Origin of the sequence: Granulicella sibirica (genome assembly GCF_004115155.1) — a bacterium.
Taxonomy (GTDB): Bacteria; Acidobacteriota; Terriglobia; order Terriglobales; family Acidobacteriaceae; genus Edaphobacter; species Edaphobacter sibiricus.
Genome location: NZ_RDSM01000001.1, coordinates 213,299 through 233,878, shown reverse-complemented (window position 1 = coordinate 233,878; position 20,580 = coordinate 213,299). Strand labels below are relative to the sequence as shown.

Sequence of the window (20,580 nt, the reverse complement as noted above, 5' to 3'; positions counted from 1 at the left end):
AATGCCTATCGTCCAGCGGGGTTCGCCACCTCCCGCCCCTCATGCCAGACCCCAACGATCTTCTCCGTATTGCGAATATCGTCGAGCGGATTCCCCCCAAGCAGAATCAAATCCGCATCTTTGCCGACTGTCAGTGTCCCCGTTTTCTTAGAAATCCCCAGCAAGGAAGCATTTGTCTCCGTAGCCGCTCGAATCGCCTGCATCGGCGTTAGTCCAGCCTCCACCAGCATCGCCAGTTCATGGTGCTCGGCAAACCCCGGCACCCGGTAAACACTCGCCCCCGAGTCCGTCCCAAACCCCACCTTCACACCCGCGTCATAAGCTGCCTTCATATTCTTCCGAGCCTGCTCGAAGTCCTTCCGATGCTGCGCCGTTAGCGAATCCTTCTTCACCTTGTCCGCGTACTCCGCACTCGTCAGCATCGTGTAAGCCTCAGGCGTCAGCGCATTCTTGAAGAACTCCGACTGCATCCACCCCGGATGCTCCGCATACGTAAAAAACGACTCATCCACCGTCAGCGTCGGCAGATAAAACACACCCTTCGTCTTCATCGCATTCAACAACTCCGCATCCACCGCGGAATCCCGCACCGAGTGCGCCAGCACATTCACCCCGAACCCCACCAGCCCCTTCGCGTCGCTCAGCGCAAACACATGCGCCGCAGCCGGTACACCATCTTTGTGCGCCTCTTCAATCACCGCCTGCGCCACCGACGGACTCATCTTCGGCTTCGTCCCATACAGGTCGTCTACCCAGATCTTCACGAAGTCCGTATGCCGCCCCGCCGCCTCATCCACATCCTTCCGAGCCTCTTCCGGAGTCTTCGGCTGGTAAAGCTGGTCTCCCTCGTGCGGAATCGGCGGCATCCCATCCGGCACCCCGATCCCACGGTCCGCCACAAACACGCTCGCCCCATCCAGCTTCCCGGCCCTCTGCTCCGCCCGAATCTGGTAGACCAGGTCACGGTTCAGCCCAAGCGAAAGCATCGTCGTCACGCCATACCGCTCATACTGCCGCAACTCGTCGAGCACGTGTTCCCGCGTGTAGTAGTCAGCGTCGTTCTTCGTCCCATTCACCAGCGCCAGGTGTCCATGCGCGTTGATGATCCCGGGCATCACCGTCTTGCCCATCCCGTCGATCACCTTCGCGCCCTTCACCGCCGTCTTCCCCGAAGGCCCGATCCCGGCAATCTTCCCATCGCGCAGCGTCACGGTAGCATTTTCGATCGGGGCGCGCCCCGTCCCGTCGATTACCCGCACGTGCGTAATCTGCGTCGTCCCAAGACCCGCCACAACTTCAGGCGAAGTTCCCTGGGCCATCATCAGCATCATCGAAGCAAGAAGAACCATGCCGGTTTGGATGCGCCCCCAAGCTCATCCGTCTCGCCGAAAACCCTGCAGCAGCCGGGTGACCACATTCGCGGCAGCATCATCGTCGCTAAGCTGGGAGCCACCCCCGCCCAAAGCACCACGGACCCAAGCCTGGCGTCAAGAGCTATCCTCAGACATGAAGAGCGCCCACTCGAACTTCCCTAGAGCAGTCTGCCTTCCGACAGGTCCCGAATCAGCCCAAGGTCCGCCGCCAGAAAATCGAACTGCGGCAGCGCCTCCAGCGTCGACCAGCGCATATCGTTGAAGATCCGGTTCTCCAGCGCCCCGCCGAACTCCTTCACCACGAAGAACTGTAAATCGATCGCCCCACCGTTCCGGTACTTGTGCCGTACCCGCGACACCCTTTTCCCGATCACCGCTTCAATCCCCAGCTCTTCCTGCAACTCCCGAGCCAGCGCCTCTTCGGCCGTCTCACCCGGCTCGATCTTTCCGCCCGGAAACTCCCACTTCAGGCTCATCGGCTGGTCCGGCTTCCGCTGGCACACCAGCACCTCGACCGCCGTCCCCCCCTCACGCAAAATCAACGCCGCCACCACAAGGCGCAGAGGTCTATTGACCGCCGAATCTCCCCGAGCATCGAGCTTGCGTATCGGTTCTTTCACGTCCCTACAGTTTAGACGCGCCGGTTACCCTATTGGATGAGGCGCACCAACCTCGCCAGCATCCGTCTAGCCCACCAAGGGCACAACCGACGCCGGATAGTACAGCGCCCAACCCTCCGCGACGCTCCGTTCCACCAGCGCCGCAGTAGGATTTACCGGGAACGCTCCCCGCGCGATCGCCAGCATCGCCGCATCATGCACCGAGTTCCCGAACACCGCATCCGGAGCCAGAATCCCCGCATCTTTGAGCGAAGCCACCTTTCCCTCGTCCGTCGGCACGTCCAGAATCTCGTCGGTCACCACACCGTTCGCAATCCGCACTCGGGCCGAAAGCACCCGGTTCGAAGGTATCCCGAACCGCTTCACGCCCTCTTCCACCACCCAGTCGTTCGTCGAACTCACTGCCCAGATATCGACACCCTTCGCCTGCAGCGCCGTCACCAATTCCAGCATCTCCGGAAAGATGTTCTTCTCAATCTTTGCGGCGAAAAACTCAGCCGCAGCCCCCCGAACCTGCGCCTCCGTCAGGCCCCGGTACACCTGCACCATCTCCCCGCAGATCTCCACTTCGGAAACTGTCCCTGCCTTGTACTCCTCATACCGCCCCAGAAGCCAATCCGTAGCCTCCTTCGATATCACCCCATGCTCAATCGTCCAGGCCATAAAGCCTGTCCCAGCGTCCCCCGACCAGAGCGTCCCGTCACAATCGAACACCGCAATCTCTGGCGTCAGCGCGTGCACCGCCTCGTGAAACTCCGCCGTCTCCAGTACCCGAACCATCGGCCCCACTTCCTTTACAGCCTCATTCATCCCATCAATCTCCTACCCGCATTCTACTCAACCGCACCTCGCAAACCCCGCATCCAACCCACCACGGAGGGTTGATCCATGACCGAAGAAAAGCACCTTACCGGCCCCGAGGGCCTCAAGAAAATCGGCGAGCTCATCAAACACATCAAGATTGCCATGATGACCACCGCCAACCCTGATGGCTCCTTCGACAGCCGCCCCATGGCCACCCAGACCGAAAAAGAGTTCGACGGCAAGATCTGGTTCCTAACCCGCAACGAGTCCGGCAAAGTCGAGGAGCTCAAGCAGGACAGCCACGTCTCACTCCTCTACGCCGACCAGGGCGACGCCAAGTACATATCTATCAAGGGCCGCGCCAACCTCAGCCGTGATCGCTCCGCCATCCACGACCTCTGGAACCCCATGTATAAAGCTTGGTTCCCGCAAGGCGAAGAAGACCCCGCCATCGCCGTCCTCTGGGTAGAAGTCGAGGAAGCGGAGTACTGGGAAGCCTCTTCGAGCCGCCTGGTCCGCGGTGTCAGGTACCTCGCTGCCGCCGCCACCGGAGGTAGGGTCAACCTCGGCGAGACGGGAAAAATCACCGTGAACGCCTAGTCTACGATCCAGTCGGCCGCAGGTGCCCCTGCTGCTGATGAAAGCTCCTGTCCCTGCAGACTAAGGTCGGAAAGCGGGAGCGAAACTCTATTCAGAACTGCCAGAAATCACCGGCGCGTTCGCGGTGATCGTAGGGAGAGTTCCGGCTGGCATCGCTTCTAGGCTCTGAGTCTGGACAGCCGTCTTGAGCCAGTCCTCGAGCTGTCCCGTCTGGCGCAGGAGGTTGATCTCGGTCTTCCTAAGTTGGAAGCCGGCGTCCTGAAGATCAATGAAGCGCTGACGCTCCTGGATTCGGGCATTCTGCTCATCCTTAGGGGTAAGCAGGGGCGTGGCGGAGTCGCTTGGAGCGGCCTGAAGCTGGATGAGCGTAGCGTCAAGCTGTTGCTGCGCGATGTCCTGATCGATGTCGGCAAGCTCGAGGCGCGCCTGGAGTTCCGTGGCTGCGTTAGCCAGCTTAATGCGGCCTTCGCGTTCGGTGTTGCGGGCGTCGAGCGCTTCCTTCTCGGCGTGGATGGCATCAGCCATGGTTTCGCGCGCTTTGGACTTCCGGAGACGATCGTAGAGAGGAATCGTGATTTGTACTCCGATCTCAGCGGCGTCGTATTGAAAGTGGTTGTAGTACTGCTGATAGTTGTTGAAGGTGGAAAACCGGCTGTAGTTGGCGGCGAAGTAGACTTGCGGGCGGAAGGCGTACTTTGAATCGCCAAATGCCTGCTCGCGTTTGGCGTGTGCGTTCGAAAAGGCCGCAAGGACAGCCGGGTTATCGGGGGCCGAAGGGTCAATCCTCGCGATTGGCGGAAAAGCGGGGATGCTTGAGGGGATCGTCTTCACCAGCCCGACCGTAAGCCCGATCAAACGCGAGAGATGATCGCGGAGGACTGTCTCGTCATCGTTGAGAAGGAGACGCTGGAGCCGGACCTGCGCAGCCGTCCTGCGAGCTTTGGCAAGTTCCATGCGTGGTTCGCGTCCCGCTTCAAGACGCTGCTCGACGATAGTAGCGAGCTTCTGGGCGTAACTGTACTCCTCATCCATCGCCGCCTCGGAGCGCTGGGTCCGATCGAGCGAAAGATAGGTAATGGCGGTATCTTCAGCCACCTCCTGGCGTGTGTCTCGCAGAATGTGGCTCGCAGCTTCTACCCCGGCGTGCGCGGCACGGATGTAGTCATGCTGAGAGTAGTTGAAGACGAGAGACTGCGACGAGAAGCTGAAGAGCGTCGGTTGCCCGAGCGGAAAACCATACGAGTAGCCCAGGCCCGAGCCGCCGCTGAGGTTAGGAACGTAGGCGTCCGTATTTTGCGAGAGGACCGCCTTCGCTTTATCGACGTTGGCCTGGGCCATCTGGACCTTGGGGCTGTTCTTCAGGGCGAGGTCGATGGCGGTGGTGAAGGAGATCTGGGCGCGAGCGGTCGTTGCGGCGAGAAGGAGCGGCCCGGCAATGGCGAGGGCGCGCAGAGGGAGGCGCAGACAGGAAGCTGGGGGGGAGATGAGCACTGCTCTTACTATGCTCCCTTCGATGCGTCGCGTGCAGCGGAAAAGTTCGCAGCGAGGGCGCGGGCCGCGGCAAACTCGCGCTGTGCGCCTGCGTTGTCACCACGCTTTGCGAGGAGCTTGCCGAGGATCACATGAGCCTTGAAGACAGGCGCCTCGTCGGTCTGGTTTGGCGAGGAGAGATAGTCGCTGAGTGCGCGCTCCGCGATATCCTGGCCGCGCTTGGCGGCAATCAGGATCGTGGCCGCGTCCATCAGGGGAGGCCCGTGCTCGCGATCAGCGGCGAGGCCGGCGTTGACGGCGGCGAAAGCCTGGTCGGGCTTGTGGTGCATCTCGTAAAAGTTGCCGAGATCCATATAGGCGTCGGTGGTATGGCCAGCGTCGATGGCCTTCTTAAACTCTGCCTCGGCGGTGGGGCTGTCGCCCGAGCTTTCGGCAATGTACGCGAGGAGTCGATGGGCCTTCCCCGGCGAGCGAGACTGGAGCGTGTCCACAAGCGGACGAGCCTTGTCGACGCCGCCTCCGACGATGCCCGGGGCCTGCGTATAGAACTCGCCGAGGTCGTTCACGGCGTCGAGGTTGGAAGGATCGGCCTCGACGGCACGTTTGAAGGTCTGCCCCACCTTTTTCCCGAGAGAGTAGCCCGCGATGGGCCCGGCATGAGAGGCCTTCTGACCGTAGGCCCGGGCAAGCCACATCAGATCAACGCTGTCGTTAGGCGCGGCGGCGACGGCGGCTTCGCATTCCGCGACGGCTTTCTCGGCCTGCTCCTGGGCATAGAAGACGCGGCACAGGAGTTGATGGGCATAGGCATCGTTGGGAGTAGCGGCGAGGATGGTACGAAGCGATTGTTCGGCCTCGTCGACGCGCCCGTGCTGCAGGGCGGTAAATGCCTTGGAGGCATCGGCGTAGAGCAGAGGGGCCTGGATGAGAAGAACGCCGAGAAGCATGCTTCTCTTGGTGGGGAGCATGTTCATCACTGTTCGGTGGTCTGGACTTCGAGGCCGTTGGAGAGGTCGCGGTTGGTGGTAGCGTTGAGCGCGACGACGTCGTGCTCGGACAGTCCGGAGGTCACTTCTACCTGAACAAGGTTGGTAACGCCGACGGAGATCGGAGTCTTGACGAGGTGATTGTTAACCACTTTGAAGACGTAGTAGCCGGCGTCGGTGTGGAGGGCCTCGCGGGGTACAGCGAGAACGTGGTTGCGCTGCGACGTGGTGACGGTGACCGTCACGTTGGTATTGGGCAGAAGGTCGCCGTGTGCGTCATCGACGGTGATGATGCACTCGCCGACGCTGCGTGTTCCGTAGGTGATCACGGTCGTTGGGGCGAGCTCGATATGACCGTGCCACTTCTGCCCCGGCTTGGCGTCCCAGATGATAGTGACATCCTGTCCACGCTGGAGTTTTCCGATCTCGGGCTCGTCGAAGTAGGCGCGCACCTTGATGCGGTCCAGGTCCGCGACATCGAGCAGATCTTCACCTGCGGGAACGAAGTCGTATTCGGAGACCGGGATAGCATAGACAGTCCCGGAGAGGGGCGAGCGGATGACGTTCGCGGCGTAGTTGCTCTGGGCCGCAGCCAGCGCGGCGCGGGCGTCGGCGACCTGTGCGCTGGTACGGCCAAGATCGGATTTCGAATAGCGGCCGGCGCTGCGCTGTTGGATCCCGCTGAGGGTACTTTGAGCGGTAAGGAGCCGCTGCTGCGCGGCAGAGACCTCGGCGGCCGAGGCCGCGCCGTGCTGCTGAAGCTGCTGGAGAGCGGCAACGTCCTTTTCGTTCTGGGCTACCTGGTTTCGGGCACGCTCGAGGTCTCCGGCCATCGCGAGGCGCTCTTCCTGGGTGCCTCCGCTGGCCATGTCGTTATGGCTTGCCTCGGCGGCGGTGAGAGCGGATGCCGCACTCGCGACGCGGGCCTGAGCGTCGACGGCGTCCAGACTTAGCAGGAGCGCGCCCTGTTTCACCTTGTCTCCAACGTCCACGTAAAGCTTCTTGACGATGGAAGGACCAGGCGCGTGCGCTTGGTACTCTTCGGTGGGCTCGACTTTGCCGTTCGTGGGCGTGGAACTGATCAGCGTCTGGTAAGTCACCTTCGCCGTTCGCACCTCGACTTTTTCACGAGAAAGGTAACGATAGGCAAACAGCCCGGCGATCAGGAGAACGATCGCTATGCCCCACCCAAGGAACGTCTTCGACCGTTTTGTTTCAATCGTCTGCATGAATAAGAAATGTCAGTATATAAGACGTTCGGTGCACCATAGACGAAGCAATATTTTCGGCAAGCTCGCATCTATGAGCAAGCACACGAGTTAGAGATCGGACTTAGCGAGTCGAAGATCGACAAGCTCAAGTTGAAGTTGTCTTCTCTGCAGGTAGACGTTGACGCGGAGACGGTAGAGTACGTCGATGCGTGAGCCTTGCGTGAGGCTGAGGGAAGAGCAGCGTTCGGGCCAATCGGTGGTTCGGCTCCAGCCAAGCGCTTCCAGGCTGGCAGACGAGCCGTCGGTGAGGCAAAGGCAGACGTGGCGCTCTTTGATGAAGCGAATCGGGGAGGCCAGCGTGAGGTCGCGAGTGAGGAAGACGGGCTCGGGAGCGGAGTTGCCGAAGGGCTCGAGCCGCTCCATCCACGCGTGAAGATCGAGCGTGATGGCGGCGAACGGGATCTCGGCGTCGCAGGAAATTGTGGGAGTGAGGACGGTAGGGGTCAGGTGAAGCGCGGCGTGGCCGCGCATGCGACGGCGGAAGAGGTCAAGCCGGTCGGACGCAAGGGTAAGGCCGACGGCATGGGCGTGGCCGCCGAACTTCGTGAAGAGTGTGGGGGCGCCCGCCGGTTCGTGGACGGCGGTGAGAGCGTCCAGCAGATGGAAGCCGGCGATGGAGCGTCCGGAGCCATGGGCGGAGCCGTCCTGATGGGTGAGGATGAGCGCGGGGCGGTTTGTGCGTTCGACGACGCGCGAGGCGAGAATACCCAGGACGCCGCGATGCCAGTCTGGATGATCGAGGATGATGCACTCGGCGGCGAACTGGCCGAAGGCGTCGCGCAGCGCGGCAAGCTCTTGTTCGATGGCAGCGAGTGCCTCGGCTTCCGTGGCTCGGCGGTCCTGGTTGAGTTGATCGAGCTTCTCGGCGAGAGTCTGGGCGCGGATAGGGTCACGGGTGAGGAAGAGCTCGACTACATCTCCAGCGATATCCATGCGGCCGGCGGCGTTGATGCGCGGAGCAAGCCGGAAGCCGACCTCGGTTGCCGTCGGAGCACGGTCGAGCGGGAGCTTGGCAACGTGCATCAGGGCACGGAGACCGGGTTGGACCGGGTTGCGGAGCTCGCGCAGCCCAAGCCAGGCGATCGCGCGGTTCTCGCCTTCGAGCGGGACGGAGTCAGCGATCGTAGCGATGGCGACCAGCTTGAGGAACGACGGGAGAAGAACGGTCCGAAGGCGCGTGTGAGCGGCTGCCGGATCAGGCTGGGTGCTGGCGTGCGCTGAGAGGAGGGCATGCGAGAGCTTGAAGGCGACGGCGGCACCGCATAGGCTCTTGTTCGGGTAAGGGCAGCCAGGTTGTGACGGATTAATGACGGCGAGTGCTTCGGGAATCCCAGCGACGTCGTCGGGGAGGTGGTGGTCCGTCACAATGAGGTCGAGGCCAAGTGCTTTGGCTTCTTCCGCCGCGGCGAAGGCGCGGATGCCCGTGTCGACGCTGATGACCAGGCGGATGCCGGAGGTCGCGGCAAGGCCAAGCACATTCGTCTGCATGCCGTATCCTTCGCGGATGCGATGCGGGACGTGGTAGGTGACCTGGGCGGGCCGGTCGGGCGGCGCGATGCGCTCGATCGCGGTCTTAAGAAGGACGGTGGCAGTGGTGCCGTCGACGTCATAGTCGCCATAGATGAGAATGGGCTCGCCTCCGCGGACGGCCTGCTCAATCCGGGCGACAGCCTCGCGCATCCCCAGCAGCAGCAGGGGGTCATACAGAGCATCGAGGCTAGGGGAAAAGAAGGCGGCTGCTGCGGCGGAGTCCGCGATCCCTCGTGCGAGCAGGAGGGTCGCGGCCGGAGTCGGGCATCCGAGCTCACGGGCCAGTGTTTCGGCGCGTTCCGGATCCGGCGGAGCAACAATCCAGCGGGAGCGCGGAGGAGAGGGAGGAACGTTCAGGGGAGATGTGGGAGGCGGTTCAAGCGGGGCAATCTCAGTCGTCCTCGTTCTCAGTCGTCGCTGTCGTCCCGGTCTTCGACCACGATGCCGCCAAGGTCGCCGACTGTCTCCATGAGTTGCTGGAAGCTGTCGTACCAGTCGGTGGCGGTCTCGAAGATGAACATGACACCTTGGTGGGCGAAACCGAGTTGCAGGTAGCCAACCTTGCCGACGTGCATCATCAGTTGCTCGGCGTCTTCAACCTCAAGGGCGTCGATCTCCGGGAAAGATTCTTCGCGAAGCTGGTCCAGAAGAAGGGCGATGTCCTCGCGTTCAAGCACGACTTCGCTCATGGTGATGAACGGTGCGCCGGCCGCCTTGGCGTGCTCGACGAAGTCCTTCCACCCGTCGGAGTTCTCTTCCTCAAATAAAACGGTGGGCACTTCTTCGGTCACGTAGCCATTGAGCCGCCGCATGCCGTGGCCAGCGATGAAGGCCACCATGTCGTCTTTGAGCGAGATAAGATTGTCGGGTTGCATGCAATGCGTATTGTCGCAGAAAATGTGCTGCTCCGCACGGCGCGTTTCGCGACCCTGCGAGGGGCAAACCATTGGGACCGCATGGTATAGTCGAGGCAAAGTCCATGATCTTTTCTAAAGAATATGTAGGGTATTTGGCGCGGCAGACGGTGAAGCATCTTGTAGCGGAGAAGATGATCGAGACCGGCAAGCCGGCCATTCTGAACGAGCGGGTTGCAGCGGCGATGATCGACGAGTTGTCCCTGGAAGACCGCATCAACGACGAGGTGAGGGTGATCCTCGAAGCGTTCCAGGATGACATGCGCAAGACGGGTGCGAGCTACCCCGAGATGTTCAAAAAGGTGAAAACCGAGCTGGCGCGGAAGTACAAGGCGGTGCTGTGAGGATTTCGCGCGACAAGCTGAATAAACTGGCCCATACGGTCGCGGATAGTCTGGCCGAGATTCCCGAGTGCGACTTCCTCGAGGACCGCAACACGATCCGGCAGGAGGCCCGCAAGGCGCTCGAGAAACTCCTCCTGGAAGAGACAAAGCTCGACGCGGCGGCGCGTCAGAAGATCGCTTCGCAGCGGAAGATCATCGTCGAAGGCAGCCAGGAGTGGGACATCCTCTACCGGAAGTACTACAACGACGAGGTAAAGAAGCTCGGGCTGTAGTGCCGGCCGCTCCCGCACCTTGTTGGATTGTGATTGGAAGTGTTCGCAGGGGTTTGTTATAGTAGAGAAGTCGTTGCGGTTGAGGCATCTTGCTTCCTGCGGCGGCGATGCAGGACAATATGGCGTTATGGTGTAACTGGTTAACACGTCGCCCTCTCAAGGCGAAGAGTCCGGGTTCGAGCCCCGGTAACGCTACCAAAATGACTTCCGCGTGACGAGCATACAGCACCCCTCGCTTGACAAACGATCGGCCTCCCCAGCCCCCATTCCACCGCGCCGCGGAAAAAACATGCTCCGAAAAACGATTTGCCCAAGAAAGACGCACCTTTCACCACGTTTGCTACCGCTCCGCTAACCACGTTTACCGTACATCCCCCCACATCCTGTCCACACATTTCGCACCTAATCTTGTGCGACAGGTGCGTTTTCGCAAAGGACGGCGGCTTTTGCCAAGAGGCAATAACTGTCTCTTGGTAGTCTCAATTCGAGGGAGATCCAATGTCCGCAACCATATCGTCTTTATCACCTTCAGTGGAGATACCCGACAGCACGCTCGCCAGGCAGATTACAGAGTTTATTCGTGATAACGAGAATGACCTGCTGTTCAATCATTCGAGCCGTGTCTACCACTTTGCCGCGATTTCAGGCGTTCGGCGCGGCCTGCAGTTCGATCGCGAACTGCTTTACGCAGGCGCCATGTTTCACGACCTCGGCTTGATCCCGGACTTTAGCAGCCCAGCCGAACGTTTCGAAGTAGATGGTGCCAACGCCGCCATGAGCTTCCTGCAAGAGCGTGGAGTGGACGCGTCAGATATCACCCATGTCTGGACTGCGATCGCCCTACATACAACGCCTGGAATACCTCAGCACATGCATCCGGTCATCGCGCTCGTGACGGCGGGCGTCGAGATGGACGTCCTCGGAATCGACTATGACAAGTTCAGCGACGAGGACCGGGAGACCGTCGTGCAGAGGTTCCCGCGGACGCCGCACTTCAAAGAGGAGATACTCCAAGCGTTCTTCGACGGTATTCAACACAAGCCAGATACGACGTTCGGGAATGTAAAGGCCGACGTCCTCGCGGACAAGGATCCGAAGTTCCAGCGAGGAAACTTTTGCGCCGTGATTCGGAACTCCGCCTGGCGCGGCTAGGAATGCATTCCGGCAAACGAACACGAGAGCCGTCTAAGTTCGGTCCGATATGGGGCGAAATTGGGCTCAATCGGGTTCATGGACGTTCCGGCCAAGAGTGGCGCGGATAGCGGCGCATGAGTTCGCGGCGGACCTGCGGGTAAAGCCGGTCCCAGAACCCGGCTAGATCCGTGGTGGTCTGGACGGCGCGCTGGTTGGGGGCGAGCAGATGGACGACGAGCGGCGTCTTCTCCGGGCCGATGCGTGGCGTGTCGGCCATGCCGAAGAAGTCCTGCAGGCGGGAGGCGATCCAGGGTGGCCGGCCAGTCTCGTAGTGAATCTTGGTCTGGCGGCCGCTACTCAGCTTGACGGTCGATGGAGCAAGGTCGGCGAGCAGGCGGGAGTTGATCTTCGACTCGAGGAGCGGAAGGAAGCCTTTCCCCGCGTCTATCAGTTCAGTGAAGCTATGGAGGCCCTGGCATAGCTCGCGAAGCGTGTCTTTGACGGAAGGCGGCTCGAGGCCGGCGAAGCTAAGGCGTGCGAGGAACGTTTCGAGGGCATCGTCATCGACGAATCGGGCGATGCCTTCTTCGATGGCTTTCCGGGAGAGCAGGTCGGCCGCCTCGGACTCGGTCGCGGTGCCGCGCGATTCCTGGAGGGTGATGCTGTCGTACATGAGAGCGCTCAGCTTTTCGACGCGATCGGAGGCGCGGTTCCAGGTGACGGTGTCGCGCTCCTCGATGTGGGCGGGAAAGAGGTCGATGAGCCACTCGGGCTCGATGCGTGCTGCCATGCGGATGACGGGAAAGGCATTCTCGGTGCGGTTTTCGGCGTTAAGGGCGATCATGAACTCGTAGGGCGGGGACTCCCCGGCGATTTCGGCGTACGTTCCGCTGGCAAGGAGGACCTGCTTTCCGGAGCGGCGGCGGGCGACGCGGTCGGGAAATCCGGCGAGGACCGACAAGAGAAGGGCGTCGTCGTCATGGTGAGTCTGCTTCGCGGGCCGGGCGATGCGGCGAAGCTGCTCGTTCAGTTGGCGGGTGCGTGGGTCGAGCGGGAGGTCCATGGCGGCGAGCAGATCGTTGGCCTCGCTGCGGGTTCCGGAGCTGAGAAGGGCGGCGGCGAGGCAGCCATCCTCACCGACGCCCCGGTCGCTCGCTTCGAGGACGATGCGGGCGATACGGGGGGCGAGAGGGAAGCGGGCTAGACGCTGCTCCATGCCGCCGGTTGCTCCGAGGCGATCGAGGAGAGCTTCGGCTTGCTGGATTGCCTCGGCGGGCGGGGCATCGAGCCAGTCGATCTGGGTGGGACCGGCGATCTTCATGACGCGGAGCGCGAGGCAGAGCTGGGAGAGATCGCTGCGGCTGATCTCGGGGAGGTCATGCTCGAGGCGGCGGACGTAGTCCTCTTCGGGGTAGAGGCGGAGGACGCGCCCGGGGCCGGTGCGGCCTGCGCGACCGGCGCGCTGGGTGGCGGAGGCGCGGCTGACCCGGCCGATCTGGAGCGTGGGCAGGCCGGTCCAGGGAGAGTAGGTGGCGATGCGGGCGAGGCCGCTGTCGATGACGGCGGTGACGCCCTCGACCGTGACGGAGCTTTCGGCGACGTTGGTGGCGAGGATGATCCTCTGTTCGGGCGAGGGAGAGACGGCACGATCCTGCTCGGCGGGCGAGAGGTCGCCATGCAGCGGGACGACGAGCATGCCCGTCTGGCGGGCGATGGGTTCGAGCTCGCGCATGGATCGGCGGATCTCGGCGGCTCCTGGAAGAAAGGTGAGGATGTTGCCGGGGTGCTTCTCTTTGAGGAGAAGGTCGACGGCTTTCTTCACCTGGAGATGGAGAGGATCAGGTGAATAGGGAAGGTGACGGACGGTAAGAGGGAAGAGTCGGCCTTCAGAGCGCAGGACAGGGCAGTCGCCAAGATAGCGGGCGATGGGTGCGGCGTCGAGGGTGGCCGACATGACGATGAGACGCAGGGTAGGGCGCGTTCGCTGAAGGCGTTTGAGCAGTGCGAGGGCAAGGTCACCATCGAGGTGGCGCTCGTGGAACTCGTCGAGGACGACAGCCTCGACGCCCTTGAGCGTGGGGTCGGACATGAGACGCCGTGTCAGGATGCCTTCGGTGACAAAGCGCAGACGCGTGTGCGGACTGACGACTTCTTCGAAGCGAACCTGGTAGCCGACGGTTTCACCTGCCTCTTCCTCCATCTCCCACGCGACGCGGCGAGCGGCCATGCGAGCGGCGATCCTGCGCGGCTCAAGCACAATGACCTCGCCGGAGACGAGACCAAGAAGCGCGGGTGGAACGCGGGTAGTCTTGCCTGCGCCGGGCGGCGCTTCGATGACGAGACTTGGCGTGCGTGCCAGAGAAGAGAGCATCTCCGGCACGATAGCATCCACCGGAAGTGCGGCTTTGCGAATCACGTCTTTGATCGAAACATGGTTGGGCGATGACTGTCGAGGTGAAGCGTACGGAAAGAGATCCATGGAACCAGCGGCCGCTTCCCGGCGTATAGCTGCCTATGAGCACCTTCCTGCAGCATCTGCGCTATGCCGTGCGCCAGTTGCGCCTGGCCCCCGTCTTCACCGCCACGGTCATCCTGACGCTTGCGCTTGGCATCGGTGCGACGACCGCGATCTTCACGCTGGTGCATGCCGTGATGCTGCGATCTCTCCCTGTGGCCGACCCGGCGACGCTCTACCGCATCGGTGATTCGCAGGAGTGCTGCGTGCAGGGTGGGCCGCGTGAGGACGGGCGCTGGGGCATCTTCTCCTACGAACTCGTCCATCGCATCAAGTCCGCAACTCCGGAGTTCGAAGAACTCGCTGCGTTCCAGGCGGGGCAGGGGCAGTTCAGCGTGCGCCGTGGCGGCACGTCCGAGCCTGCGAAGCCGCTGCACTCTGAATATGTAACAGGAAACTATTTTTCAATGTTCGGGATCCAGGCGTTTGCCGGACGGGTGTTCACTCCTTCGGATGACCGCCGCAACGCCCCGCCCACGGTCGTGATGAGCTATCGCGTCTGGCAGCAGACGTACGGGGCCGACCCACGCATGGTCGGTTCAACGCTGATGCTGGAGGGTCATCCTTTCACGCTTATCGGCATTGCGCCTCCGGGTTTCTTTGGTGACACGCTGAGCAGTTCGCCACCGTCGCTCTGGATTCCGCTTGAACAGGAGCCTCTGCTCGCAGGAGAGAGTTCCTTTCTCGAGGCCACGATTCCGAACTGGCTTCGCATCATCGGCCGCATCAAGCCTGGCGCTTCGGTCGAAGGTATGTCTGCGCGTCTGACCACCGTGCTCCAGCGTTGGATTCCCGATAGCGGCATCTTCGCTCTTGTTCCGGCGGCGCAGATGGCGGAAGCGCAGAAGATGTTTTCGAGGCAGCATGTAGTGGTCATTCCTGGTGGCAGTGGCATCGGTGCGATGAAGGAGGACTATGGCAAGAGCCTCAAGATCCTGCTCTTCATCTGCGCGCTTGTCCTTCTGATCGCGTGCGCGAACATCGCGAACCTGCTGTTGGCGCGGAGCACCGTGCGCCGTCACCAGACTTCGCTACAGCTTGCGCTCGGCGCGTCTCGGCAGAGGCTGATCATGGCGGCTCTGACGGAGAGCGTTGTGCTCGCACTTGCTGGCGGCGTGGCCGGCGTTGCAGTAGCGTATGCGGGGACACGTCTCGTGCTTTGGATGGCTTTCCGCACGGCGCACTTCCTTCCGATCAGCGCGGCTCCTTCGCTTCCGGTGCTTGGCTTTGCGTTTGGCCTGTCGCTGTTTACTGGCGTGCTCTTCGGCACGGCGCCGGCGTGGCTCGCGACGCATGCGAGCCCTGTCGAGGCACTTCGTGGAGCGAACCGGAGCACTCGCGATAGCTCGGCTCTGCCGCAGAAGGCACTTGTGGTGACGCAGGTGGTGTTGTCGGTCGTTCTGCTGACGGGAGCGGGCATGCTGACGCATAGCCTGCGGAACCTGGAACATCGCGATTTCGGTCTCGACATGCAGGATCGCGTTGCCGTTGAGATCAACCAGCCTCCGGCGACTTATTCGCCCCCTAAGCTGCAGGCGCTGAACGCCGCGCTCCAGACCCGGTTGCAGGAGTTACCTGGCGTCGAGCGCGCCGCGCTTGCAATGTATACGCCGTACACAGATAACTGGGGTGAGGGGATCGTTGTCGAAGGCAAACCGCCAGATGCCCTTGGGACGAACAATGGCGCGTCGTGGGATCGCGTGAGCGCGGGCTACTTCGAAGCGGTCGGCCAGTCCATCCTTCGCGGCCGCGGCATCGGCCAGGAAGATACCGCGACGACTCGGCCTGTCGCTGTCATCAATCAGGCCTTTGCGAAACGCTTCTTCGATAAGGAAGATCCGATCGGACATCGCTTCGGCATGGATATCGCGGAATATGCCGGTAGCTACGAGGTCGTGGGCATCGTGCATGACGCGAACTACAGCGATCTGGAGGGCGAACCGAGACCCATGTTCTTCCTGCCTCTAACGCAATCCATCGTCTACAAGGAAGCGATGATGCAGAAGATCCAGACTCGCTCGTTCTTCATCGGCGGGGCTGTCCTCAAGACGCATACGAGCCTTGCGACGCTTGAACCGCAGGTCCGCAAAGCCATCGCTGAAGTCGACCCGGACCTCACCGTTACGGACGTACTTCCGATCCAGGAGCAGGTCGCCGCCAACTTCGATCAGCAGCGTACGGTCGCGCAACTGGCAGGAATGTTTAGCTTGCTTGCGCTTGTGCTCGCTGCCATCGGTCTGTACGGCGTGACGGCCTATACGGTCGCGCGGAGGACGGGCGAGATCGGCGTTCGCATGGCGCTTGGAGCGAACCGTGCCAAGGTACTGCAACTCGTGCTCCGTGGTGCGCTGACGCAGACGGTCGTCGGCCTGGCCATCGGGATTCCGATTGCCATAGGCGGGGCCAAGCTGACCCAGCTGTACAAGGTCAACATCTGGGATCCGACCTCGCTGACGATCTCAGTCGCGATGCTCCTGCTGTCGGCATTCGTCGCTGCTGCAATTCCGGCGCGGCGTGCGGCTTCGATCGATCCGATGCAGGCGCTTCGTACGGAATAGTGTTGCGGGCTTTGGCTCGCTTGCGTGGAGGGAGTACGTTCTGTAGTGTCATCTTCAAATCGTCCGCCGGGTTCGTGACGGCGTGGAGAGCCTAGATGAAACTCGAAGCACTCGTCCTCCTGTTCCTACTTGTGGTGTTCTCAGTGTCTTCTTCTGGATCCGCCCAAAGAACTTTGGACGGAGGCACATTCACCAATCCTCTGCTTCCGGTCGGGCCCGATCCATGGGTGGTTACGCATGACGGGTTTTACTACTACATGAACACCATGGGAAGTAATCTGACGATCTGGAAGACGAAGGATCTTGGCGATCTTGCGCATGCCGAGAAGAAGAAGGTGTGGACGCCTCCTGCAGGCGATGCCTACAACCACGACATCTGGGCTCCGGAGCTTCATCGCTGGAACGATAAGTGGTACATCTATTACGCCGCGGATATGGGGAAGAACGAGTCACATCGGATCTTTGTGTTGGAGAACGCGTCGGCTGATCCGCTCGAGGGAACATGGACGGCAAGAGGCAAGGTTGGTGATGCGACCGATAAGTGGGCCATTGATGCGTCCGTCTTCGATGTGAATGGCACGCAGTATCTGTTGTGGTCGGGATGGGAGGGTGATCAGGATGGCGAGCAGAGGATCTATCTTGCGCGCCTGAAGAATCCGTGGACGGTTGACTCGCAGAGGATGGTGGTGTCGTTTCCGAAGTACCCGTGGGAACATGTGGGAGACCTTCTGGATCGTCCGGATACGCCGCACGTGAACGTCAATGAAGGGCCCGAGGCGCTTGTCCATGATGGCAAGGTGTTCGTGGTATATTCGGGATCGGCTTGCTGGACGGACTACTACGAGTTAGGCGTGGTCGAGGCGGATGTGGATTCGGATCTGCTGAAGCCTGAGTCGTGGAAGAAGTTCGATCATCCGTTCTTCAAACAGGATGCCGAGGCGAATGTCTTCGGGCCTGGGCACAATGGCTTCTTCAAGTCGCTCGATGGCAAGGAAGACTGGATCATCTTTCACGCGAACCCCGGCAAGAACGAAGGATGCGGCAACATGCGATCACCGCGCATGCAACGCTTCACGTGGAACGCGGATGGTACACCGGACTTCGGCAAGCCGGTCGCGGCGGGGGTTCCGCTGAAGAAGCCGTCGCATTGAGGTGGGCGAATGGCGCCTATTTCTTTGTTGGCGAGGGTTCGTCGACCTTGAGGACCTGGTTGGCGGTGACCTGCTCCAGTGTCTGCATGATGCCGCTCGGCCAGCGGATCTTGACGAGTCTGGCGACAGCATCAGAGCCCAGGCCGAAGTGGGCGCGCTTGTCGTTCGACGAGAGGTAGCTTCCGGCCGTCGAGACCGTCACGGTTTGAACGCCGGTTGATGTCGTCACCTGGACCTCCGCGCCGATCGCATCGCGATTCGAAGTGTGGCCTACGAGGTTCAGTGTGAGCCAGTGGTTTGTGGTCGGCGTCTCATTGTGCAGAATGTGAGTCGCCCCGCCGTTCGTCGAGACGACAGCATCGAGACGTCCATCGTTATCGAGGTCGCCCACGGCCATGCCGCGTCCCACCCATGGCTCGGCGAAGACGGCACCTGAGGATTTCGAGACATCAACGAAACCGTTGCCCGTGTTGCGTGCGAGAAGCATGGGCTCCTTGTAGTGAAGTTGCGGATAGTTGAGTTCGATGGTATCGAGGTCGTGACCCTGCGCGACAAGCAGATCCTTCAAACCGTCGTTGTTGTAGTCGAGAAAGTGAATACCCCAGCCCGAATGCAGAAGAGTCATGCGTGCGATGCCCGAGACGTAGGTGTCGTAGGAGAAAGAGCCGTCGCCATTGTTGCGGTAGAGAGCGTACTTCTGGTTCGCGAGGTTGGTTATGACGAGGTCGGGGAGGCCGTCGTTGTTGTAGTCGGCGAAGTCGATGCCCATGCCGGCGTAGGTGCGGCCGTCGCCGTCGACGGCGATCTCGGCGAGCATGCCGGCCTCTTCGAAGTGACCATTGCCCGTGTTGCGATAAAGGAACTCCGGCATGGAGTCGTTCGCGATGGCGACATCGATGCGGCCATCACGGTCGAAGTCGCCGAGTGCGATACCGAGGCCTTTGCCCGGAAGACTGATGCCCGTCTTCGCGGCAACGTCAGTAAAGTGGCCGTGCCCGTCATTGTGATAGACGAGTGGCGCGATGGCGGGGAAGATATCCGGATGGCAGAAGGCTCGGAAGCCTTCGCGATGCTCGCCGCACCAGACGTCTTCCCAGTCCCACTTCACGTAGCGGAGGACGACAAGATCGAGGAGCCCATCGTTGTCGAGATCTACCCACGCCGCCGAAGTCGACCATGTGTTTCCGGGAGTGTTGTCGCCGCGTGTGCCCGAGGCTTCGGTGACGTCGGTAAAGGTCCCGTTGCCGTTATTGCGGTAGAGGTGGTTGCCGCCGTACTCGGTGACATAGAGGTCTTCGAAGCCGTCGTTATCGAAGTCGCCGACGGCAACGCCCATGCCGTAGCCGATGCCCTGGAGGCCGGCCTTCTCGGTCACATCTTCAAAGGTGCCGTCCTTGCGTTGGTGATAGAGACGGTTCCACTCGGCCGGGCCTGTCTTCTTCGGGACGGTTCCCTTTGGCGCGGGGTCGGAGACGGTCGCTCCGTTGACAAGGAAGATGTCGAGCAGGCCGTCGTTGTCGTAATCGAACGTCGCGACTCCAGAGCCCATGGTCTCAAGGAGATACTTGGTCGGCGTATGCTGCGCGAAACCTTTGAACGTGATGCCGAGTTTGGCGGCGGTATCGACGAAAAGACCCGGAGTCGAGTTAGGCGGGGCCGTCTGCTGTCCTTGCACTCCGAGGGACATCGAGAGCAGCGCGGCGACGAAGGTGATCCATCGGCAAGAACCTTGTCTCACTGCGAAGCTCCAGGTTGTGAAGACGGTGCGCTGCCGGCCATAGTGCCGCGTCCCGTGAGTTCACGAACGAGATCCACCTCATGCTGGCGATAGGGCGTGCCGTCCTGCCGGAAGACCTCGTGGAACCAGACGGTTGGCTGCGCTGTCACGTAGGGCCGCTGCCACGAGTCCCACGGGAGATAGGTCTGCGTCTTGCCGGCAACCAGGCCCCAATTAATCGCGCCAACGTTATACCGTTTGGCGATGGGCAGGCTGCCGTCAAAGGTCGAACCCGCTCCGCGAGCCATGTATTCGGTGCAGATAATAGGACGGTGTAAAGGCTGAAGCTCCTTGATGCGAGCCTCGAATTCCTCGGGCCAGCCGTAGTTATGGAAGGAGATGATGTCCGATTCGGCGAGCTGGATCTTAGTCGTCTCGCTCTCCTTGGCTGGATCCGACCAATTACCAACCCATACCCCGCTGGTGAGCGGCTGCGACGGTTTTGCTGAGCGTGCCCACGCAAAAGCCTGGGGCAGGAGCTCATTGACGCGCTTCACCTTCGCTGTGACGTCTTCGGATTTGTCGCCGCCTTGGTTGTCGGGCTCGTTCCACACGTCCCACCCAAGTATGCGGTTGTCATTGGCGAACGCTCCGACGACTCCTACGACATAAGCCTTCAGCTTTGGCTCATCGGCCTTACTGAGGAGGCGTTCCTTGCCTGGGCTCTGAACCCAGCCAGAGTTATGCACGCCCGGGATCGGCGGATGTTGCGGGCCAAGATGCGGATCGGTCTCCCAGCAAGAGTCGAAGAGGACGAGCAGGGGTCGGATGTGATGCTTCGCGGCGATGGAGAGGAACGTGTCGAGACGCTGCTGGAAGCCCTTCGAGTCCTGCTCCCAGAGCTGATCCTGCAGGAACACGCGGACGGTGTTCATGCCGATGGATTCGGCGAGGCCAAGCTCATGATCGTTGATCGCAGGATCGAAGGTGGCGGCCTGAAACATGACGAGTTCGTTGATCGCATTCGACGGAACGAAGTTAGCGCCTACTAGCCAAGGCTGCTTCGCGTACCAATCGTTGGCCTTTGATTCGGTCCACCGTTCGGATTGTGCCTGAGATGCAAGGCCAGTAACAACGGACATAAGAGCAATGACCAGGAGGCGCGAGGGGTTCATGGAATTCTACCTTTTGGACGTTCGGCGACGCGATTAGCGAAGGTACTGCAACGACAACACGATACATGAATGTGGAAGCGCTTACATCGCGTACAGTCCTAATCGCCTGCAAGGGAGGGGATGGC

At 61.2% G+C, this 20,580-nt stretch carries 17 protein-coding genes and 1 tRNA gene; 7 read left to right on the top strand and 11 right to left on the bottom strand.

Going from position 1 to position 20,580, the window contains the following annotated elements:
* Positions 1-5 precede the first annotated feature (5 nt).
* From GRAN_RS00935 to GRAN_RS00925, 3 genes are all read right to left on the bottom strand, one after another.
* Positions 6-1,349, bottom strand: coding sequence for an amidohydrolase family protein (locus GRAN_RS00935; RefSeq protein ID WP_128911159.1), 1,344 nt, complete (start codon positions 1,347-1,349; stop codon positions 6-8).
* 182 nt (positions 1,350-1,531) lie between these two features.
* On the bottom strand, positions 1,532-1,993 hold the full coding sequence (locus GRAN_RS00930) for a (deoxy)nucleoside triphosphate pyrophosphohydrolase (RefSeq protein ID WP_128911158.1): 462 nt from the start codon (positions 1,991-1,993) through the stop codon (positions 1,532-1,534).
* Between the two features lie 66 nt (positions 1,994-2,059).
* Positions 2,060-2,803 (bottom strand): HAD family hydrolase, encoded by a 744-nt coding sequence (locus tag GRAN_RS00925; protein WP_241654258.1) that lies wholly within the window; start codon positions 2,801-2,803, stop codon positions 2,060-2,062.
* Between the two features lie 78 nt (positions 2,804-2,881).
* Here GRAN_RS00925 and GRAN_RS00920 point away from each other — a divergent pair, with 78 nt between their 5' ends.
* Complete coding sequence (locus GRAN_RS00920; RefSeq protein WP_128911157.1) at positions 2,882-3,397, top strand: pyridoxamine 5'-phosphate oxidase family protein; 516 nt, start codon at positions 2,882-2,884, stop codon at positions 3,395-3,397.
* Between the two features lie 87 nt (positions 3,398-3,484).
* Here GRAN_RS00920 and GRAN_RS00915 read toward each other — a convergent pair whose 3' ends face one another.
* The 5 genes from GRAN_RS00915 to GRAN_RS00895 all read right to left on the bottom strand — a co-directional run bounded on the left by GRAN_RS00915 (position 3,485) and on the right by GRAN_RS00895 (position 9,622).
* The gene (locus tag GRAN_RS00915) at positions 3,485-4,888 is read right to left on the bottom strand and encodes a TolC family protein (protein ID WP_128911156.1); all 1,404 of its coding nucleotides are present in this window, start codon (positions 4,886-4,888) and stop codon (positions 3,485-3,487) included.
* Positions 4,889-4,896: 8 nt separating this feature from the next.
* On the bottom strand, positions 4,897-5,835 hold the full coding sequence (locus GRAN_RS00910; RefSeq protein ID WP_161570788.1) for a tetratricopeptide repeat protein: 939 nt from the start codon (positions 5,833-5,835) through the stop codon (positions 4,897-4,899).
* 26 nt (positions 5,836-5,861) lie between these two features.
* Complete coding sequence (locus GRAN_RS00905; RefSeq protein ID WP_128911154.1) at positions 5,862-7,103, bottom strand: efflux RND transporter periplasmic adaptor subunit; 1,242 nt, start codon at positions 7,101-7,103, stop codon at positions 5,862-5,864.
* 90 nt (positions 7,104-7,193) lie between these two features.
* Positions 7,194-8,960, bottom strand: coding sequence for a single-stranded-DNA-specific exonuclease RecJ (gene recJ / locus GRAN_RS00900; RefSeq protein WP_421800794.1), 1,767 nt, complete (start codon positions 8,958-8,960; stop codon positions 7,194-7,196).
* Positions 8,961-9,082: 122 nt separating this feature from the next.
* Positions 9,083-9,622 carry a hypothetical protein gene (locus GRAN_RS00895; protein ID WP_421800751.1) on the bottom strand — a complete coding sequence of 180 codons (540 nt, stop codon included), beginning with the start codon at positions 9,620-9,622 and terminating at the stop codon, positions 9,083-9,085.
* 32 nt (positions 9,623-9,654) lie between these two features.
* Here GRAN_RS00895 and GRAN_RS26570 point away from each other — a divergent pair, with 32 nt between their 5' ends.
* From GRAN_RS26570 to GRAN_RS00875, 4 genes are all read left to right on the top strand, one after another.
* Positions 9,655-9,933 (top strand): DUF507 family protein, encoded by a 279-nt coding sequence (locus GRAN_RS26570; protein WP_128911152.1) that lies wholly within the window; start codon positions 9,655-9,657, stop codon positions 9,931-9,933.
* A complete protein-coding gene (locus GRAN_RS26565; protein ID WP_128911151.1) occupies positions 9,930-10,205 on the top strand; it encodes a DUF507 family protein in 276 nt (91 codons plus the stop codon). Before GRAN_RS26570 ends, GRAN_RS26565 begins: the two co-directional genes overlap by 4 nt.
* A 121-nt stretch (positions 10,206-10,326) precedes the next feature.
* Positions 10,327-10,403 (top strand) — tRNA-Glu (locus GRAN_RS00880).
* Between the two features lie 300 nt (positions 10,404-10,703).
* Positions 10,704-11,357, top strand: a complete 654-nt coding sequence (locus tag GRAN_RS00875) for an HD domain-containing protein (protein ID WP_128911150.1) — start codon at positions 10,704-10,706, stop codon at positions 11,355-11,357.
* A 76-nt stretch (positions 11,358-11,433) separates the two neighbouring features.
* Here the strand turns inward: GRAN_RS00875 and hrpB are convergent, their stop codons facing one another.
* Complete coding sequence (hrpB, locus tag GRAN_RS00870) at positions 11,434-13,818, bottom strand: ATP-dependent helicase HrpB (protein WP_192897962.1); 2,385 nt, start codon at positions 13,816-13,818, stop codon at positions 11,434-11,436.
* 35 nt (positions 13,819-13,853) lie between these two features.
* Between hrpB and GRAN_RS00865 the strand changes: the two genes are divergently transcribed.
* Complete coding sequence (locus tag GRAN_RS00865) at positions 13,854-16,412, top strand: ABC transporter permease (protein ID WP_128911149.1); 2,559 nt, start codon at positions 13,854-13,856, stop codon at positions 16,410-16,412.
* Between the two features lie 95 nt (positions 16,413-16,507).
* On the top strand, positions 16,508-17,563 hold the full coding sequence (locus GRAN_RS00860; RefSeq protein ID WP_128911148.1) for a glycoside hydrolase family 43 protein: 1,056 nt from the start codon (positions 16,508-16,510) through the stop codon (positions 17,561-17,563).
* Between the two features lie 16 nt (positions 17,564-17,579).
* Here the strand turns inward: GRAN_RS00860 and GRAN_RS00855 are convergent, their stop codons facing one another.
* Both GRAN_RS00855 and GRAN_RS00850 read right to left on the bottom strand, forming a co-directional pair.
* Positions 17,580-19,301, bottom strand: coding sequence for a CRTAC1 family protein (locus GRAN_RS00855; RefSeq protein ID WP_241654257.1), 1,722 nt, complete (start codon positions 19,299-19,301; stop codon positions 17,580-17,582).
* Positions 19,298-20,455, bottom strand: a complete 1,158-nt coding sequence (locus GRAN_RS00850) for a cellulase family glycosylhydrolase (RefSeq protein ID WP_128911147.1) — start codon at positions 20,453-20,455, stop codon at positions 19,298-19,300. The genes GRAN_RS00855 and GRAN_RS00850 overlap by 4 nt, the downstream gene beginning before the upstream one ends.
* Between the last annotated feature and the right edge of the window lie 125 nt (positions 20,456-20,580).

Bases quoted from the DNA above. Each gene is read 5' to 3' on its own strand.
- GRAN_RS00935 (WP_128911159.1), bottom strand. From the start codon at position 1,349: ATGGTTCTTCTTGCTTCGATGATGCTGATGATGGCCCAGGGAACTTCG.
- GRAN_RS00925 (WP_241654258.1), bottom strand. From the start codon at position 2,803: ATGAATGAGGCTGTAAAGGAAGTGGGGCCGATGGTTCGGGTACTGGAG.
- GRAN_RS00920 (WP_128911157.1), top strand. From the start codon at position 2,882: ATGACCGAAGAAAAGCACCTTACCGGCCCCGAGGGCCTCAAGAAAATC.
- GRAN_RS00910 (WP_161570788.1), bottom strand. From the start codon at position 5,835: ATGCTTCTCGGCGTTCTTCTCATCCAGGCCCCTCTGCTCTACGCCGAT.
- GRAN_RS00905 (WP_128911154.1), bottom strand. From the start codon at position 7,103: ATGCAGACGATTGAAACAAAACGGTCGAAGACGTTCCTTGGGTGGGGC.
- GRAN_RS00895 (WP_421800751.1), bottom strand. From the start codon at position 9,622: ATGGTTTGCCCCTCGCAGGGTCGCGAAACGCGCCGTGCGGAGCAGCAC.
- GRAN_RS26570 (WP_128911152.1), top strand. From the start codon at position 9,655: ATGATCTTTTCTAAAGAATATGTAGGGTATTTGGCGCGGCAGACGGTG.
- GRAN_RS00875 (WP_128911150.1), top strand. From the start codon at position 10,704: ATGTCCGCAACCATATCGTCTTTATCACCTTCAGTGGAGATACCCGAC.
- hrpB (WP_192897962.1), bottom strand. From the start codon at position 13,818: ATGGATCTCTTTCCGTACGCTTCACCTCGACAGTCATCGCCCAACCAT.
- GRAN_RS00865 (WP_128911149.1), top strand. From the start codon at position 13,854: ATGAGCACCTTCCTGCAGCATCTGCGCTATGCCGTGCGCCAGTTGCGC.
- GRAN_RS00860 (WP_128911148.1), top strand. From the start codon at position 16,508: ATGAAACTCGAAGCACTCGTCCTCCTGTTCCTACTTGTGGTGTTCTCA.
- GRAN_RS00850 (WP_128911147.1), bottom strand. From the start codon at position 20,455: ATGAACCCCTCGCGCCTCCTGGTCATTGCTCTTATGTCCGTTGTTACT.